Source organism: Gorillibacterium sp. CAU 1737 (assembly GCF_039888655.1).
Taxonomy (GTDB): domain Bacteria; phylum Bacillota; class Bacilli; order Paenibacillales; family NBRC-103111; genus Gorillibacterium.
In genome coordinates this window covers 271,321-287,090 of the sequence record NZ_JBDQQO010000006.1, presented here as the reverse complement: position 1 = coordinate 287,090, position 15,770 = coordinate 271,321, and the positions used below count along the sequence as shown (strand labels likewise).

Below are 15,770 nucleotides of genomic sequence, written 5' to 3'. Positions count from 1 at the left end.
CTATATGGAATTTGGGGGAACTCATTATGAAGATGAACAAACTCTATATCAAAAATTATCGAATGTTCAAAGATGAGCTCATAAAAGTGAATAGCGGCTGTAATATTTTTGTTGGCGATAATAATTCAGGAAAAAGTACATTGCTTGAAATAATTCAAGTCCTTCTGAGTGGAAAAATAAATAATTCGTCCTTTGAGCGTCAATTAAAGGCATCTTTTTTCAACTATGAATCTCGTTCTATTTTTAAAGAAATCATTGCAGATCCTTCTCAGAAAATTGAAGAATTACCTTCTATAATTGTTGAAGCTTATTTCGATAATGATATCAGTAACTCTAGTTATAAAGGAACAAATAATGAGCTTGGTGAAGACTGTCCGGGCATTCGTATGAGTGTTGAGTTTAATCAAGATTATTCACCTGCATTTCAAACGATGGTACAGGATGGAGAGATTTATGATATACCGGTTGAGTTTTACAAAGTAAGCTGGAGAGATTTTGGTGACAATCCAATTATATTTAGGACTTTTCCGGTAAAGGTATCACTGATTGATACTACACAAAAAGATTATGACTCAGCAGTAAACAAATTTATTAATTCAAGAATTACTAACAATTTATCTGATGATGAAAAAGTACATCTAACTAGAGCATACAGAAAAATGAAACACGAATTTAATAACAATCCGAACGTTATAGCCCTTAATGAAAGGTTAGCAGTAGAAGAAAAACTTGATGATAAAGCGATTAAGTTTGGTATGCAGGAAGATGTACTCGAATCTTGGATGAACGAGGTTTCAATCGAAGTCGAGAACATTCCTTTTGAAGATATGGGTTTTGGTACTCAAAATCTAATTAAAATGGAACTGGTATTTAAACAAGATACCGAGAAATCTAATGTAGTATTGTTTGAGGAGCCTGAAAATAATTTAGCATTTGGGAATATGTCACGTCTTATTTCAAAAATAAATCAAGATGAGAATAAACAGGTTTTTATATCAACGCACAGCAGTTTTGTAGCAAACAAATTAGGTCTTAAAAATATAATTCTCTTGTATAAGGGGCACACAAATCAACTGGATGCTGTAGATCCTGATACTATGGATTTCTTTAAAAAACTGCCCGGTTATGGGACAGTTCGTTTTCTATTGGCAGAGAAAGTAATATTGGTTGAAGGGCCGACTGATGAATTAATTATTCAACGTGCTTACAAAGATGTTCACGGAAAGTTACCAATTGAAAATGGAGTGGATGTCATTACTGTTGATTCACTGGCTTTTAAAAGGTATTGTGATTTAGCCGTTTTAGTACGAAAACCATTACGAATTATTACGGATAATGATGGGGATGTTCAACGGAATATCATAGATAAATATAAGGACTACCTCAAGGCGCATGGTGATTTGATAAAAATATATTATGAAACTAATGAAATACTTCATACAATCGAACCGAGTGTACTAGCTGTTAACTCAGTTGAGGAGGAAGTGTTTAACAAGTTTAAACGGGTTATCTCTAAAGGGAATTCGATGATTAAAAAAAATGTGGTAGAAATAGAATCTTTTATGATTAACAATAAAGCTGAATGGGGAATGAGGGTATTTGATTCAGACGAATGTATCGAATACCCCGCGTATATTAAAGATGCGATACGATAATACATTGGTTCTTGCTTGTGCTGGCTCAGGTAAAACATACGGAATGTGTAGTGATGCGAAATCTATAACTGAGAAATCTAATAAGAAAATATTGATGCTGTCTTATACAAATAAGGGTGTTTACTCAATAAAGAAAGAGTATGCAAAACAAAATAATGGTGTGATTGATAAAAATGTCGTTATAAGCACATGGTTCCAATTCATATTGAAAGAATTAATCAGGCCGTATCAGAGAAGCTTTTTAGGAGAAATCAGTCAAATAAAGTCTCTTGATTTTTCTAGAACATATGGTGTTGATTATGCAAGAAAAAATACTGTGTCGTATTTTTTGAACAAGAACAAAGATGTGAAGGCTAACAATGCTACCGAGTTTGCACTTTTCTTAAATCAATTATCAGAAGGCGCTGTCCTAAAAAGGCTTGAGGAAACATATGCATGCATCTATATTGATGAGTTGCAGGATTTGGTGGGAAAGGATATAGAACTCCTCGAAGTTTTATTCCTTTCATCCATCAAAATCCATTGTGTCGGTGACTATAAACAAGCGACTCTTAAGACACACAATCCGAAATCGGATAGAAAAAAGGGTGGTATGCATGTTTTTAGTTATCTTGAGACTTGCAAAGACACACATCAAATAAACATTGTTAAAAATAACATTTCCAAACGATTTGTTTCTGATATAGCAAACTTTGCGAATCTGGTATACCCAGAGGACCCGATCGTTGGACTGCTAGAAGCCGAAAAACCGGCCATCGGGGTTTTTCAGATTCTTCATACAGATATACATGCTTACATTCAGCACTTCAAACCAAATATATTGAAGTACGATGTCAAAACGTCAACTTCGGGGTATCCATCTCTAAACTTTGGTGTCAGCAAGGGGATGACTTTGGATCGAGTTTTAATTTTTCCTAATAAGCCACTTTATTCATTCTTGCTAGATCCTATAAGTCGATTGAAGGCTCCGGACAAATATTTTGTTGGTGTCACTCGAGCCAAATACAGCTTGGCATTTGTGGTTAAAGAGTTCAAACCCAACGAATATTTTTTTGAAGATAGTATTAATTTTGGTGGTAAGGACGTTACGGTTTTAAAGTTTAAAATATGAAACTGATTTTATGGATACATGAGCTTGTTGTGAGCTTCGCCAACGTATTAAGCAAACTCAGCTTTAATAGCATTATCATAGATTGGTAAAGTGGAGGTGTACTACAATGTGGTCAGATAATGAAACATCTAAGGATCTACTGGGATTTAAAGTTCATGCCGACTTAATAAGGTCAGTTGTTACCAATCCTAAGCTACTCCCAGTCACATTGGGGGTTTTTGGGGATTGGGGTAGTGGAAAAACAAGTATTATGAAAATGTTGGAGAACGATTTAGATCCCGAAAATTATCCACCGGGTGCTCCTGAAAGAGCAAAATACGAGAAAATAGCAGTTTTATATTTCAATGGTTGGCTTTTCGAAGGATATGATGATGCAAAGTCAGCACTCCTCAGCTCGATTCTATTACAACTCGGTGAGCATAAAAGATTTGGTCCTAAAATAAAAGAAAAAGTTGCCGGGCTCTTGAAATCCGTAAATTGGATGCGGGTAGCGAAATTCGGTGTGAAGGAAATAGGTATGCCTGCACTGGCAGCGTACATAACGGGCGGAGCAAGTATTGTACCAAGTTTAATGAGCACTGGTAAGAAAGCATTGGGATCAATTCTACCGACAAAAGAGGATGAAGAGACAGGGGAAGAAGGGGAATCAAAATCCGATATTAATTGGGAGGAAATGATAAAGGAAGATAAGAGCGAAGCAAGCGCCATGGATGTACGGACATTTCGACAGGACTTCGAAAAGTTGCTTAAAGATACGAATATAGAATCCTTAGTCGTGTTAATTGATGATTTAGACAGATGTTCGAACGAACGCATCATAGAAAATTTAGAAGCAATTAAATTGTTTTTAAATGTTGAGAGAACAGCATTTGTTATAGGTGCAGACCCTCGGATAGTACGTCATGCAATTGAAGTTAGATATGCGCAAATGAAGTTCAAGGATGAGCGAGACCCTGTTGAAGCCTCGGAGAGGCTTGTAACCGACTACTTAGAAAAGTTAATACAAGTTCCCTATAGGTTACCCAAATTATCACCGGCTGAGGTTGAAAGCTACATGGCCCTACTATTTTGTGCTAGGGACGTTGAAGATGAAACCTTACTTGGAAAAGTGCACAAGGCTTGTGATGAACAAAGGTGTGCAAATCGTTACTCCGTATTTGGTTACGCTGCCGTGAAAGAAGCATTTGGTGAAGCGGAACTTCCGTCTACTCTCAGTGAAAGTTTAATTTTCAGTTCCAGCATTGCGCCGCTTATTACAGAAGGGCTTAAGGGGAATCCAAGGCAAGTTAAACGATTCTTAAATGCCTATTTTTTAAGAAAAGAACTAGCAAGGGTTGCAGGACTACAAAGTATCCGAGATGACATTCTGGTGAAATTGATGGTTCTTGAGTACGGACACTATAAGCAATTCATGGATTTATTTGAGTGGCAAGCTAAACAAGAAGGTAGGCCAACAGAGTTAAAGCGACTTGAAGCGGTGCTAGCACCGCCTGATGGTAATTTCGAAAATGAAGATGAGGCCAAACAAATTGCTCCGGAATGGTCTTCTTCTTTTATGCGCCGCTGGGTGGCAATGGAGCCGTTGTTGAGCGATATAGATTTGAGGGATTATTTTTGGGTAGCAAGGGACAAGCTGAGTTCAACTTTATCAGGGGTATCTATGATTCCACCATTTGTAAGAACTATACTTGAAGACATTCTGTCCTCTAATGCAGGAAGGATGGGACGTGCGTTTGATTCTACATTAAAACTAAGTACAGATGATCGCATTTTACTGCTAAATCAAATTGAAAAGCATATCCTCCGAAATCCAGATCAAAAAGTTGGCTATGATGCATTAAGAGGATTAATAGAAAAGGATGTCATTGAAAGTATTGAAATTCTCGCTCGCATTTTATTAAATGTTCCTGCGGATGCTATCCCCCCGGCGGTTGGTAACGATTTGATTACTTTGCAAAGAAGTAAACAAGAACTGAATAAGCATTTTGAACCCGTAATTAAACAATTAAAATCAACCGAGACAAAAATTGGTCGAGCTTTAAAACCTATCGAAAAAAGGAGGTAGATATTCAATGGGAACATCTAAAGGCTACGATGCACCAACAACCCCTCAATGGGGAGATCTGAAGAGTAAAGTTTCAAGGCTAGCTAAAGTAGGTCGCCCTGGCTCTGATAACTCCAAGGAATTAGTGGGACAGTTTATTCGTGCCAATGGAGGTACGCAAGGTGTAGCAAGGAATGGAGGTATGGGTGCTAAAAGCGCTCAAGCTGTTGCAAAGAATTTAGGTTCATTTCTTTCCTTAGTAAACCGTCTAGGAATCAATGAAGCACTGAAACAAACGGGATTAGAGCATTTAAAGGGAAAGGCAACATCGGATATTGTTTTGTCGCTTATTGATTATTTTGGAGAAGAAGCAAGTACTATCGATCAAGTTGATGCCAGAAATGCTCTATCTCAACTTATGGACGAAATGTTTGAGAAAGTTGAGGGGATTGATGAAATCACTCAAGTACTAGAAGGATGTTCAAACCCAGACAGTTTGACGGAGATGCTGGAAAAGTTTTTTGGTTATTATGTTTATCAACAATTTTGTCGATCTTTTTATGAAAGATTAGCTTCTAAAGTTGGTAATGCTCAAGCCGATGCATTCCTAAATGATATATTAGATTATATTAAATCAGAAATTACAGTCTTTTCTCTCGATAAAGACATTACACAGGTAGATTGGAGCGGGCCAGAAGGCGAATCAATATGTGTTCAAGTATTAGAAAAAACACTAGATGTATTTGGAGGTTAGCCATGATAAATGTGACGGTAAGCCCGGCGGAAAAAACTAAACGCGAACTAGCAAAAGTGTCCCTTCAGAATACCGATACTCAAGAAGTCAGTAATCTTGATTTAGATTTTAAAACACTATTTCAAAGATGTGGAATTCCGAACAATACTGTTTTGGACTTTTTGTTTATGGCTTCTGTGTTCTATGCCACAGATAAATTTGTTGAGAGAAAAAGTGTAGAGGATAAATGGACTCGGAATATTAAGATTAAAATTCCTGTATATGAGTTAATGAAGTGGCAAGCTGAAAAGGAAAATTTGGATAAGTGTATGTCATTTTTGACAGGAGATATATGGGATATTGAGTTTTATCAAAATACTTCTTCGTTACACAGGCCAGCAGAAAGTAGACGTCCACCAAGAAGAGTCCTGTCACGTGTGAATGCAGACATGGTTTGCTTATTTTCGGGTGGTTTAGATTCATTAGTGGGTGCTGTTGACTGGTTAGAAAGCAATCCACAAGGAGATATTTTACTGGTGGGGCACTATGATGGGCAAGTAAGTGGACCTAAGACAGATCAGAGTAATCTTTTAAAACATATGCAGCAACATTATGCTACCAGAATCGATTCATTACAAGTTAGGGCAGGGCAGAGGCCTTCAGGAAAAGAAACAACTTTCAGAAGTCGCTCCATATTGTTCCTGGCCATCGGCATCTACGCAGCTGCGAGTATTGGTGAGGATGTACCATTGTTAATACCGGAGAATGGAACAATTGCTTTGAATATACCTCTTACACCATCTCGCAGAGGGTCTTGTAGCACGAGAACCGCTCATCCAAGCTATTTGCGAATGCTGAGTTATATTTTACAAAGTGTTGGGATAACGAATCCAATATTAAACCCATTAGGTATGAAGACCAAAGGAGAGGCAATTAGCCAGTGCAGAAATCAACAAGTATTACAAAACGCTATACCCGATTCAGTATCCTGTGGGAAAAGCGGGCATAAATCCAGTTGGTTTAGAAGAGATGCAAAGGGTTGTGGGAGATGTGTACCCTGTATTTTTAGAAGAGCGTCATTGCATGTTATACATGCAGACATTGAAAAATATGGTGTTGAGATTTTTAGTGACGAAATCGAATTGACTGCCGATAAGGACTCTGTATTAGATTTTAGGGCTATGTTATCATTTCTAGGGCATAACTATAAAGTTGAGGAAATAAAAAGATTATTGCTTTCTAGTGGTGTGTCTATAGAAGAAATTGAAGAATATTCAAATCTTGTTATTCGAGCCATGACCGAGATAAAGGAACTTGTTAATGACAAAGGAACAACTGCAATTAAACGATTGGTCGGTCTTACTTAAGGATGTGAATTAAAATGATTGATACTCATTGCCATATAGATTTGTACAAGAGCCCTTATATAATAGCTAATGAAAATGAAAAAAAAGGTATACCTACTATTGCAGTTACAAATTTACCGAGCCACTATGCATTGGGATATTCTCATTTGAAAGAATTTAAATATATTCGAGTGGCTCTGGGTTTACATCCAATCTATGCCGATAAGCATACACCTACTGAAATGAATAAATTTATTGAGTATGCAAAAACGACATCATACATTGGAGAAATTGGTCTGGACTTTTCAAGAGAAGGCATAAGTACAAAAACAAAACAACTCCAAAGCCTGCGGCATGTGTTAAGTCATATCAGTGATAGACCGCGATTTATTTCCCTTCATTCAAGAAGAGCAGAATCTACAGTCTTACAAATGCTAAAAGAGTTCTCAATTCAACAGGCTGTTTTTCATTGGTACAGTGGTTCATTATCCTTAATAAAAGCCATTGTTGAAGAAGGACACTATTTTTCTATTAACCCTGCAATGATTGAATCTGCTAATGGTTGTAAAATCATTGCGAAAATCCCAAGAGATAGAATGTTAACTGAAACTGATGGACCTTTTATCAAAGTTGAAGGAAATGTTGTTACATCTCGTGATATATCGCTTGTTCTGAAATATTTGAGTAATTTTTGGGAATGTTCATATGAAGATGCTGAGTTGCAAGTGAAAAATAACTTTAACAAAATTATATTCCCAATACAACAGTATATTAAAGGGATTTAATTTATGGCGAGACGGGACATTGAGGAATGAGGTGCATAAAATGCTCCTATGCAGATCATCAAAAGTGAGAGAGAAAATGGTTCAAGAATATAACATTAAACCCATCGCTCATGTTCGATTGTTAAATGGACAAAAGCGCCAAAGTTGTACTAAGGACTTACTTACTGACAGCTATTATTGTTTCTCTTATAAAGCAAAAGAAAGTGATGTTACAGGAACTTTTTTATGTGGTACCTATGCAGCAAATCATTTTCTTGAATTAATTCAGCACCCCAAGTTAAAGGTCTTTGACCCGTTAGTATCCGAAAATGTTGGAACAATAACAAGCAATGGTACTAATAGAGATAGAGGGTTAAATGATACATGGCATCCAACTGCAAAACAACTGTTCAATGCAATCAATCTGATAGTTATATGCTGGGGACAGGTTCCAGGAGGTGTTTTGCAAAAAATAAAGAATGAAATTGAGAAAAATAAAAATCGCGAGCCACTACCTGGACAAATCAAAGCAATAAATACAATTATCTCAAGGGATAGTAAAGGTCGTACGCTTCAACAAATGCTTGATGATTTGAGGAAGAATAACAACATGATTCGAGTTTTTCATTTTAATTTGTTGAATGAGAGCCTAATCAAAAATGAAGTTGAGCCATCTTTTTTTGGTAATATAATGTGATCCAACAGTCATAGAGTTACTAACAATATGAATGGAAGTGAGGTTGAGACATGACACATGAGTTTTTTAGTGACAGAGAACTTGGAAAAAAGGAGTTGAGTTCTGAAAAAATAACCACTTCTGTTTATAACGGAGTAGTTGGGACGTATAAAAGGTTTCAGAAAAACTTTTCATACGATTTTCCTGTTACCTGTCCAGATAATGAAATGGTTTGTGGCACAGATATTCAACTTCTTAATGCCGCTATCAGAGCTCAGATTCCTGATATAGAGATTCCTGTAGACGTAAAATGGGATGAGGACGAGATTGATAAGTACTCCTTACTTGACTTTATTGAATTCTGCTACTCAAAAATAAATGATATAAACGAAAGCGACTATCATAGTTACTTCAAGCATTTTCACATATTCTATCCAGACACAGAAATCGAAAAAGAAAAATTTCGAGTTGAAATAAATCAAATCTTTGCACGGAACGGGATAGTTTTCTATCTAGATAATGATGGTATGATCAAGCGAAATTTACCTACTCAACTAGATGCAGTGCTTCAGAATCTAAGTGTAAAATCGAAAGATAACCGTTTGAATGAATTGGTGAATTTAGCAATAGAGAATATTCGTAAGCCAAAGGAGATAGATCGCCAAATCGCGATTGAAAAGCTTTGGGATGCTTTCGAAAGGATAAAAACGTTTTATGACCCAAACAAAAAAGCCTCAGCAAGAACTTTGGTTTTAAATATAGCGGAGGGAACTGCAGAGTTTGATAAACTACTAGAAGATGAGTTCAAAACCCTTACAGATATCGGAAATAAGTATCAAATACGACACTTTGAAACCAACAAAATACAAATCATGTCTATGAAACAAATTGACTATTTATTCTATCGCTTAATTGCGTTGATTGACCTGTGTATGGATAAAGTGAAAGAAGGATGAAAAAATTGGATTACTTATATATTGATGAAAAAGGTCCGCAAGAAACAATTAGGATTACGACACCCTATGATGAAGAGAAGAAAATTAAGTTAGGTAATGATAACATGTTTGTTTATGTTGCTGACATAATTAAGATAAATGAGAAAAACCTACTTAACATTGAAGATAAATATAAAATGTTAGAAGGAAGATACATGTCTTCTAGAAATTTTCCTGACGGTAGAGAATTAAAAGGAAAAGATATTTTGAACAAGAATTTCAATTATGGTATCGCTAGTCTTAAAAAACGCGAACTAGATTTTTATAGTTCCTTGTTCGACTTACTACTTGAAAATGAAGTTGATAATCTATTATTTTCGTTAAACAAAATGTCTCTAGTTGTAGACAATAGATTGACAAGTTGGATTCTTGATATAGAAGAAAAAGGCTATATACCGTCAGCACGGACTTTAAAATATTCTTTTGTAAAATATTTGGAGATTGAAGCTAGTGAACGTGTAATTCAATCTATCTTTGATCCAAATATGGGAAATAGAGAGGTTCTCACAGAAATTCAGAAACACATGGTAGATTTTGTTGAAAAAAACAATTCTATTAAGAGAATGGAGAGACAAATACAGAATTATAGGGAGATTATTAAAGTAGTCAGAAAAACAAAGCATTTAATTAAAGACACCCCTTTTGAGGAAGGCTCATTTGATTGGAACAAGGTGTCATTTGACATTGATTTGTGGATCACAGAAATGAGCCTTGCCAATAAATTTAATATGCAGTCCACTGAACTGATTCTTGATGAAGGGATACCAATAGAACCGTTCAAAAAATTAAAGTTTCCATCAATAAAAGAAAATGAAGATTCCACTACTCATGTTGGACTTCGAATTTCTGATGTTTTGGTCGTAATTGCTGGAAAATATATGTCTAAATTAGCGAATGATCTCAGGTACGATAAAAACAATCCAGAAATAAAAAAACGCTTATCTAATGATTGGTTTCAATTAGATGAAAAGCAATTTGATTTATTGAAAAAGATGAATAAATATTTTTTCGCTAATGATTCAACCTATTGTTTTATAGTTGATACATATTTTGATGATGCCCTTCAATTTGAAGCTTATTTTAGATATATAAGCTCTTATGAATCTTTTCACGATTATAATATACAAATAGAAACGCATGTAGACGAACATTTTATTTATTCAGCCAAAGCTATGTTTTCCAAATGGGATACGGCAGAATCAAACGAAAATATGGTGAGAAGTTTATATGGGAATATGAATGCAGGTATTAAAGCTGGGATTATCCGTCCTTTATGATCAATAATTTATATAAAAAATAGGCTCAACCTAATAATCAGTGCTTGACAGAAAACAGAGCTAAGCGGAGGGGCGGAGGGATTCTGGAGAAACGTCAGTGTTCGCCTTTAAAGACCGATTCCCACCATAGTCCTCATATAAATAAAAGGAATCGGGCTTTAACAGCGATCGGAAGAACCCTCTGTCCCGTAGCTTCTCATCTCGGCCCAAGTCAAGCACTGATTTCTGGTTTGAGCCAAAAAATAACTTAAGTTTGAAGTAAATATGGAAGTTATTCTCGTGCATTGTTGAATATATTAGAGGTTGGTTCAGTGCATAATCATATTTAAAGTAATAGTAAAGCAAGCGGTTTCCAACATTCTTTACATGGTAATTTCTAGTGGTTACCAACTTTCTTCTTTTCATGTTTATCACGTGCCGCGGCAAACCCAATAAAATCAACAAAATTGGTTCCAGAGATTTTTTACACCTGACAATTAATTGTTGTCAGATGATAAAAAAGTCGTGAACCAGTAAAAAGATGTCGTGAACCTAACGAACTTGATTCGACAGCTAGAAGGGAGCACCGAGGAGTAATTCGGTGCTCCCTTTCCATTTATGCGGAGGTAAAGTGCATGAAGATATGCGATCATAGCTTTTGCCCGGGTTGATGGCGATTTTTTTGAAAATTTCCACCTGATTGAGTAAAGCGCAGGGGGGCTTGCTAATTGGATTATTTCTTGTTCGACTTGGAGGAATATTACAAGATACTTTTCTACATTCTCGCAGGGGCTGTTATCCTTTACTTCATTTTTAGGGTAGGGTTCCGATTCCGGGTGATCCAGATTCTCCTTAAGTATGTGCGGTCAATGAATCAGATCCTCATGGGGATGAACAAAGTTCTTGCCATTATAATTGGCTTTTACGTGATGATATCCATCTTAGCTTCAGCTGCACTCATGGGAGTGAAGGGAATCTCCATCCTGTATTTGAAAGTAAGCCTCTTTTCTTGGATAAATGGCTCGCTTGCATTCTTCGCCACTGGTTTGGGATGCGCAACAATGGCACTCATGTTTTATCTTTTAGAGAACATTCATCCGAAGATGCTGTCACTCGATTATGAAAAGGGAGGCCGTTTCCGGAACTGGTCCAAGGCAACCGAACAGTATCTCGCGAAAATCAATTGGGCGGAGCGCGTCTTCCGGAATCTCGAAGAAGCCAGATGTTTCGGGAGCGGGCGAATTGTCATTTGGTCGCCTTCAGCAAATCGCGCCACCTATGAGTTGAAGCTTTCTAGGTTCCTTCAATCCAGAGGGCATCCTGTTATTTGCTTTGCATCTGACCAATTGAGCGGTAAAGAACAGCCGGGGCCAATTGAAGAAGAGACCCTCATTTTTCGGTATAAAGGCAGCATTAACGCAGACCTTGCAGTAGAATGGTTGAAGGAAGAAGGGTATCCCAAGGTGGATGTTATTTGGGATATCAAAGGCGTTCTGCGGTACAAGCCACAAAAAGAGGTCGCGAATCAGCTACTTCATTATGCAGAATCTTTACAGGTTGGTGGTTGTGTCGTGATAGAGGCATACTCCAGGAAGAACTCCCTTGCCTCTTGGTTAAATAGCATTCATTTTGAGCTAAAAGGGCGAAGTTTTGATTACCTTGAAAAGTCTACCTATCAATCGAAAATGATGGAAGCCTATAAAAAAGATGGCCGTCTAAAAGAAGTGTTCGATGAGGTTCATGTAGTGGACCCCGAGCAGTCCGATTGCAATATGGTCGTTTACATTAAAAAACAAAGAGCGAATCAATGAAGAAAACACAATGGAGGGATCCATGGATATACCGGAATACCCAAATCCACAACAAATTAAGTCCGCAGTAGAATATAACACGCAGTTAGATTATTACCTTAGAACGAGCAAGGTTATACCCAAAAAACTTCTTTTATCTTTTGATGAAGCTTACAATAATGACGCTGCGACTTCTATAGGTTGGCTCATTGCAAAACTTAAAATCATTGAAGAGCGACTGATCAGAAATGAACTTCTAAGCTTTGATGATGGTGGAGGGCTTGATAGAGAGGTCTTCAGAAAGTTGGTAAGTAACAGATACCCGACGATTAAAGATAACTTTTCACAACACTAAGTGATTATGATAGCGCGGCGATGGAACCGATCCATCGCTTGTTTTCATTTCCCAAGTTGTTAAGCTTCAAGGGAAACAAGCATTCTTGTCGAATAAATGAGTAGGGAACTCATGGGGTAGCCGAGCTTGAAGAGACACATTTCTAACAAAGAATCGTAGGTGATTTTTTGTACCACATTGTTTTAGTTTCGGAAAACAGAATTTTGCTAAAAAACATGTATGAAATGCTGGAAGATCCCTCTTTGTTCCGGATTCATATGGTTCCCTTCAGCATGGATGCCGTTGATGTTTTTTGTGAAACGCATTCCGACATTGTCATCGTAGACACTTCCCTATTCTTACCTTTTGAAGATATTCTTGATCAAATGGATCAATACAATTGGCCTTTTCATGTTCTTCTTATCTGTGATGAAGCCGATCTTGACTATCCAAGAAAGGATAATCTGTTTTTGCTGGACAAGGGTACCCTGAGCAAAGAACTGTTTCATGAAATCATCGACCATATAAGACAACGACACTGGTCTTCCTTACAAAATCGGAATACGAAGATTACGGTTACCTGGAATGGAACGCACTCGGTTATGATCCATCCGGATTCTTATCATGTTCTTGTCATAAGGATTTTTCATGAGATGGATGTTTTGGATCGTACCTCTTGCCAAACCCTGATTGCAAAAGCGACTCCATTCTGTAATCTGCATCTGATTCATACCTCCGATTCGATTGCTATCTTCTATATGAACCGCTCCCAAATCAAAAAAGAGTTTAGTTATGCAAAGCTTTCTTCTCTCATCTTTCAAATTTTGGGGCAGAAGACCGCTTTGTTTTACAAAGAAAATATCCCATGGAAAAACCTGCAGTCGACCCTTGAGGAAATGGTAGATCGGATTCCTCTCCTCTATTTCATACTGGGCGACACGAAAAGCCTCCAAACCTTACAACATCCCGTCATTTCGCCAGCTCGCAATGATTTGAAAAAGCAATTTTTATTATTGTTGAGCGATCTCCTAGACCTTGATATAGAATCAGCCAAGCACATTTTGCAGGATATGTATATGCACACCATAAAGGAGAGCTACGATCGTTCGGTTCTGGAATACATCCGCATGCATCTACAAATCGTATACTCCTTGTTTTTCAAGGAAAGCATAGATTTCGGATTCCCAAGCGTTGAGGAAGAACTGGCTTGGCTGCTTGAATCGAAACTCTTTGTCCCGGGAGCTTATCGATCTTCTTCGCAACAAGATAAGATAAAGCCATGCATCCTAACACTTTATAAAGAGTATCACACAACGATTTCGCTTGATGGCATCGCAAACAAGCTGGGGCTGAGCAAAGTATACCTAAATCGGATTTTCAAAAGCCAGTTTCATCAAACCATCGCAGAGAGCCTTCACATCTTAAGAATGCAGGAAGCGAAGTATCTGCTTCTTTTTACGAATGAAAAAGTGTATAACATTGCCTCTTCTGTCGGATTTCGTGACACGGGTTATTTTATTAAGACCTTCCGGAAAGCGACCGGCTTTTCTGCACTTGAATTCCGTTTGTTAAGAGAAGATAAGGAGGACTTTCAAAAAAAATATGTGGGCCTTATGGAAATATAAAAATGGAATGCTAGCCTCTAAGGAAATAGACGAACCCCAACTTTTATCTGAAAATGACGTTAAAATTAAAGTCATGTATAGCACAATTGGCATCCAAGATCTTAGAGTGTATCGAACATGGGACTTTTATGCCAAAAACGGGTTAGCCGGATATGAAATGTCCGGTATTATTGTAGGCCTGGGAGCAGCAGCCAAAAAGGACGGCTTCTATCTAGGTCAGCATGTATCGGGTACAATTGCGCAGTTTTGTGGAAAATGCGTTTATTGTGAGAAGGGGGAAGAAAACAACTGCCTGGAACTAACCTCGAAGGCCGGTACGATCTGTGAATATGTCGTGTGGGATAAGAATCAGGTTGTGCCCATTCCTGACGATATGCCCTTTTCCATAGGGTGCCTCTTAGAACCCGTGGCCGTTGTCTATCATGCCTTCCGCAAAGCTGCTATCCAAAGAGGAGAGAACATTTGTATTTTTGGCGGTGATTTTAACGGATTGGTCCTGCTTCAGCTTGCCAAACAAGCAGGAGCCAAAACGGTCACCATCGTGGACCCTAAAGAAGCAAACCAAAAACTGGCCAGGCAGCTTGGGGCCGATTATGTCGTGGATCCTCGCGAAGATACCTACAGAACAGAACTGATGAAATTGTCGGATTTCATTGGATTTCAAACCGTTGTTCTAACCTCCAGTCATCCGGAATGGCTTTCGGTTTCCACAAATGTAGTGGCCAGAGGCGGTACGGTGATGCTCATGGTGTACTATGACTTGCCTATCGATTTTACGATTAATTCGATTAAATTTTTCCTGATGAATATAAACATAACAAGCTCCTTTTTATACACAAAAAAGGAGCTTGTCGAGACACGGACTATTCTGAATTCGTTAGACTTACAACCCTTAATCCATTCCGAATATCCCATGAAGGAGGCTCTCACTGCCTTCGATGTAGAGCAGAACTATCATTATCCGCGAATAGGGTTAACGATTAATGCCTGACGGTTGATGCAGCAGCATCCAACTTTTTCAGGGAGATCGCCACTTTTCCGTCAATTGATTTTCCAAATACAAAAAACCGTTGGTACAAAAATTCCGTAACGCCATTCAAGAACAGGCTAAGGAAAGTGACAAGATAGGGGTTCCAGGAGAGGTTCTCAACCAGGTGATTACCCATTATCGTAGTGACAGGTGTAAAGACAGCATAATACAGGGCTACCTTCATCATGGCTATTGAAATATTATTGTTCGCTTTAAACGTAAACTCTCTATTCAAGGTAAAATTCCACAAGATCGAGAGTACCAGCGCGGTTATATAACATAACCAATAGGACCAATGGGTAAATTGATCAAGCACGGTAAACATCAGCATTTGAATGACGCCGGCAGAAGCTGCGATTCCAAAATACTTAACCGTTCGGAGTAACTCTGTCCTTGCTTTATTTACCATGC

The 15,770-nt window shown here is 37.7% G+C and carries 14 protein-coding genes; 13 read left to right on the top strand and 1 reads right to left on the bottom strand.

The window, feature by feature from the left end:
* Nucleotides 1-26 precede the first annotated feature (26 nt).
* The 13 genes from AAFN83_RS14895 (at nucleotide 27) to AAFN83_RS14835 (ending at nucleotide 15,320) form a co-directional block, all read left to right on the top strand.
* The gene (locus AAFN83_RS14895; protein ID WP_347770708.1) at nucleotides 27-1,655 is read left to right on the top strand and encodes an ATP-dependent nuclease; all 1,629 of its coding nucleotides are present in this window, start codon (nucleotides 27-29) and stop codon (nucleotides 1,653-1,655) included.
* Nucleotides 1,600-2,766, top strand: coding sequence for a UvrD-helicase domain-containing protein (locus tag AAFN83_RS14890; RefSeq protein WP_347770706.1), 1,167 nt, complete (start codon nucleotides 1,600-1,602; stop codon nucleotides 2,764-2,766). Before AAFN83_RS14895 ends, AAFN83_RS14890 begins: the two co-directional genes overlap by 56 nt.
* A gap of 106 nt (nucleotides 2,767-2,872) precedes the next feature.
* Nucleotides 2,873-4,831, top strand: a complete 1,959-nt coding sequence (locus tag AAFN83_RS14885) for a KAP family P-loop NTPase fold protein (RefSeq protein ID WP_347770704.1) — start codon at nucleotides 2,873-2,875, stop codon at nucleotides 4,829-4,831.
* A gap of 7 nt (nucleotides 4,832-4,838) precedes the next feature.
* Nucleotides 4,839-5,564, top strand: a complete 726-nt coding sequence (locus AAFN83_RS14880; protein WP_155612114.1) for a hypothetical protein — start codon at nucleotides 4,839-4,841, stop codon at nucleotides 5,562-5,564.
* A 2-nt stretch (nucleotides 5,565-5,566) separates the two neighbouring features.
* The gene (qatC, locus tag AAFN83_RS14875) at nucleotides 5,567-6,910 is read left to right on the top strand and encodes a Qat anti-phage system QueC-like protein QatC (protein WP_347770702.1); all 1,344 of its coding nucleotides are present in this window, start codon (nucleotides 5,567-5,569) and stop codon (nucleotides 6,908-6,910) included.
* Between the two features lie 14 nt (nucleotides 6,911-6,924).
* Entirely contained in the window at nucleotides 6,925-7,674 is a 750-nt protein-coding gene (locus tag AAFN83_RS14870) for a TatD family hydrolase (RefSeq protein WP_347770700.1), read from the top strand.
* Nucleotides 7,675-7,750: 76 nt separating this feature from the next.
* Complete coding sequence (locus tag AAFN83_RS14865) at nucleotides 7,751-8,350, top strand: hypothetical protein (protein ID WP_347770698.1); 600 nt, start codon at nucleotides 7,751-7,753, stop codon at nucleotides 8,348-8,350.
* A gap of 50 nt (nucleotides 8,351-8,400) precedes the next feature.
* The gene (locus tag AAFN83_RS14860; RefSeq protein WP_347770696.1) at nucleotides 8,401-9,285 is read left to right on the top strand and encodes an AbiJ-NTD4 domain-containing protein; all 885 of its coding nucleotides are present in this window, start codon (nucleotides 8,401-8,403) and stop codon (nucleotides 9,283-9,285) included.
* The gene (locus AAFN83_RS14855) at nucleotides 9,282-10,601 is read left to right on the top strand and encodes a hypothetical protein (RefSeq protein ID WP_347770694.1); all 1,320 of its coding nucleotides are present in this window, start codon (nucleotides 9,282-9,284) and stop codon (nucleotides 10,599-10,601) included. Before AAFN83_RS14860 ends, AAFN83_RS14855 begins: the two co-directional genes overlap by 4 nt.
* 707 nt (nucleotides 10,602-11,308) lie before the next feature.
* Nucleotides 11,309-12,391: a hypothetical protein gene (locus AAFN83_RS14850; RefSeq protein WP_347770692.1), complete on the top strand. Its 1,083-nt coding sequence runs from the start codon at nucleotides 11,309-11,311 to the stop codon at nucleotides 12,389-12,391.
* 22 nt (nucleotides 12,392-12,413) lie between these two features.
* A complete protein-coding gene (locus tag AAFN83_RS14845; protein ID WP_347770690.1) occupies nucleotides 12,414-12,725 on the top strand; it encodes a hypothetical protein in 312 nt (103 codons plus the stop codon).
* Between the two features lie 203 nt (nucleotides 12,726-12,928).
* Nucleotides 12,929-14,329 (top strand): helix-turn-helix transcriptional regulator, encoded by a 1,401-nt coding sequence (locus AAFN83_RS14840; RefSeq protein ID WP_347770688.1) that lies wholly within the window; start codon nucleotides 12,929-12,931, stop codon nucleotides 14,327-14,329.
* Nucleotides 14,307-15,320 carry a zinc-dependent alcohol dehydrogenase gene (locus AAFN83_RS14835; RefSeq protein WP_347770686.1) on the top strand — a complete coding sequence of 338 codons (1,014 nt, stop codon included), beginning with the start codon at nucleotides 14,307-14,309 and terminating at the stop codon, nucleotides 15,318-15,320. Before AAFN83_RS14840 ends, AAFN83_RS14835 begins: the two co-directional genes overlap by 23 nt.
* Here the strand turns inward: AAFN83_RS14835 and AAFN83_RS14830 are convergent.
* The gene (locus AAFN83_RS14830; RefSeq protein ID WP_347770684.1) at nucleotides 15,310-15,768 is read right to left on the bottom strand and encodes a GtrA family protein; all 459 of its coding nucleotides are present in this window, start codon (nucleotides 15,766-15,768) and stop codon (nucleotides 15,310-15,312) included. The genes AAFN83_RS14835 and AAFN83_RS14830 overlap by 11 nt on opposite strands.
* Nucleotides 15,769-15,770: the final 2 nt, after the last annotated feature.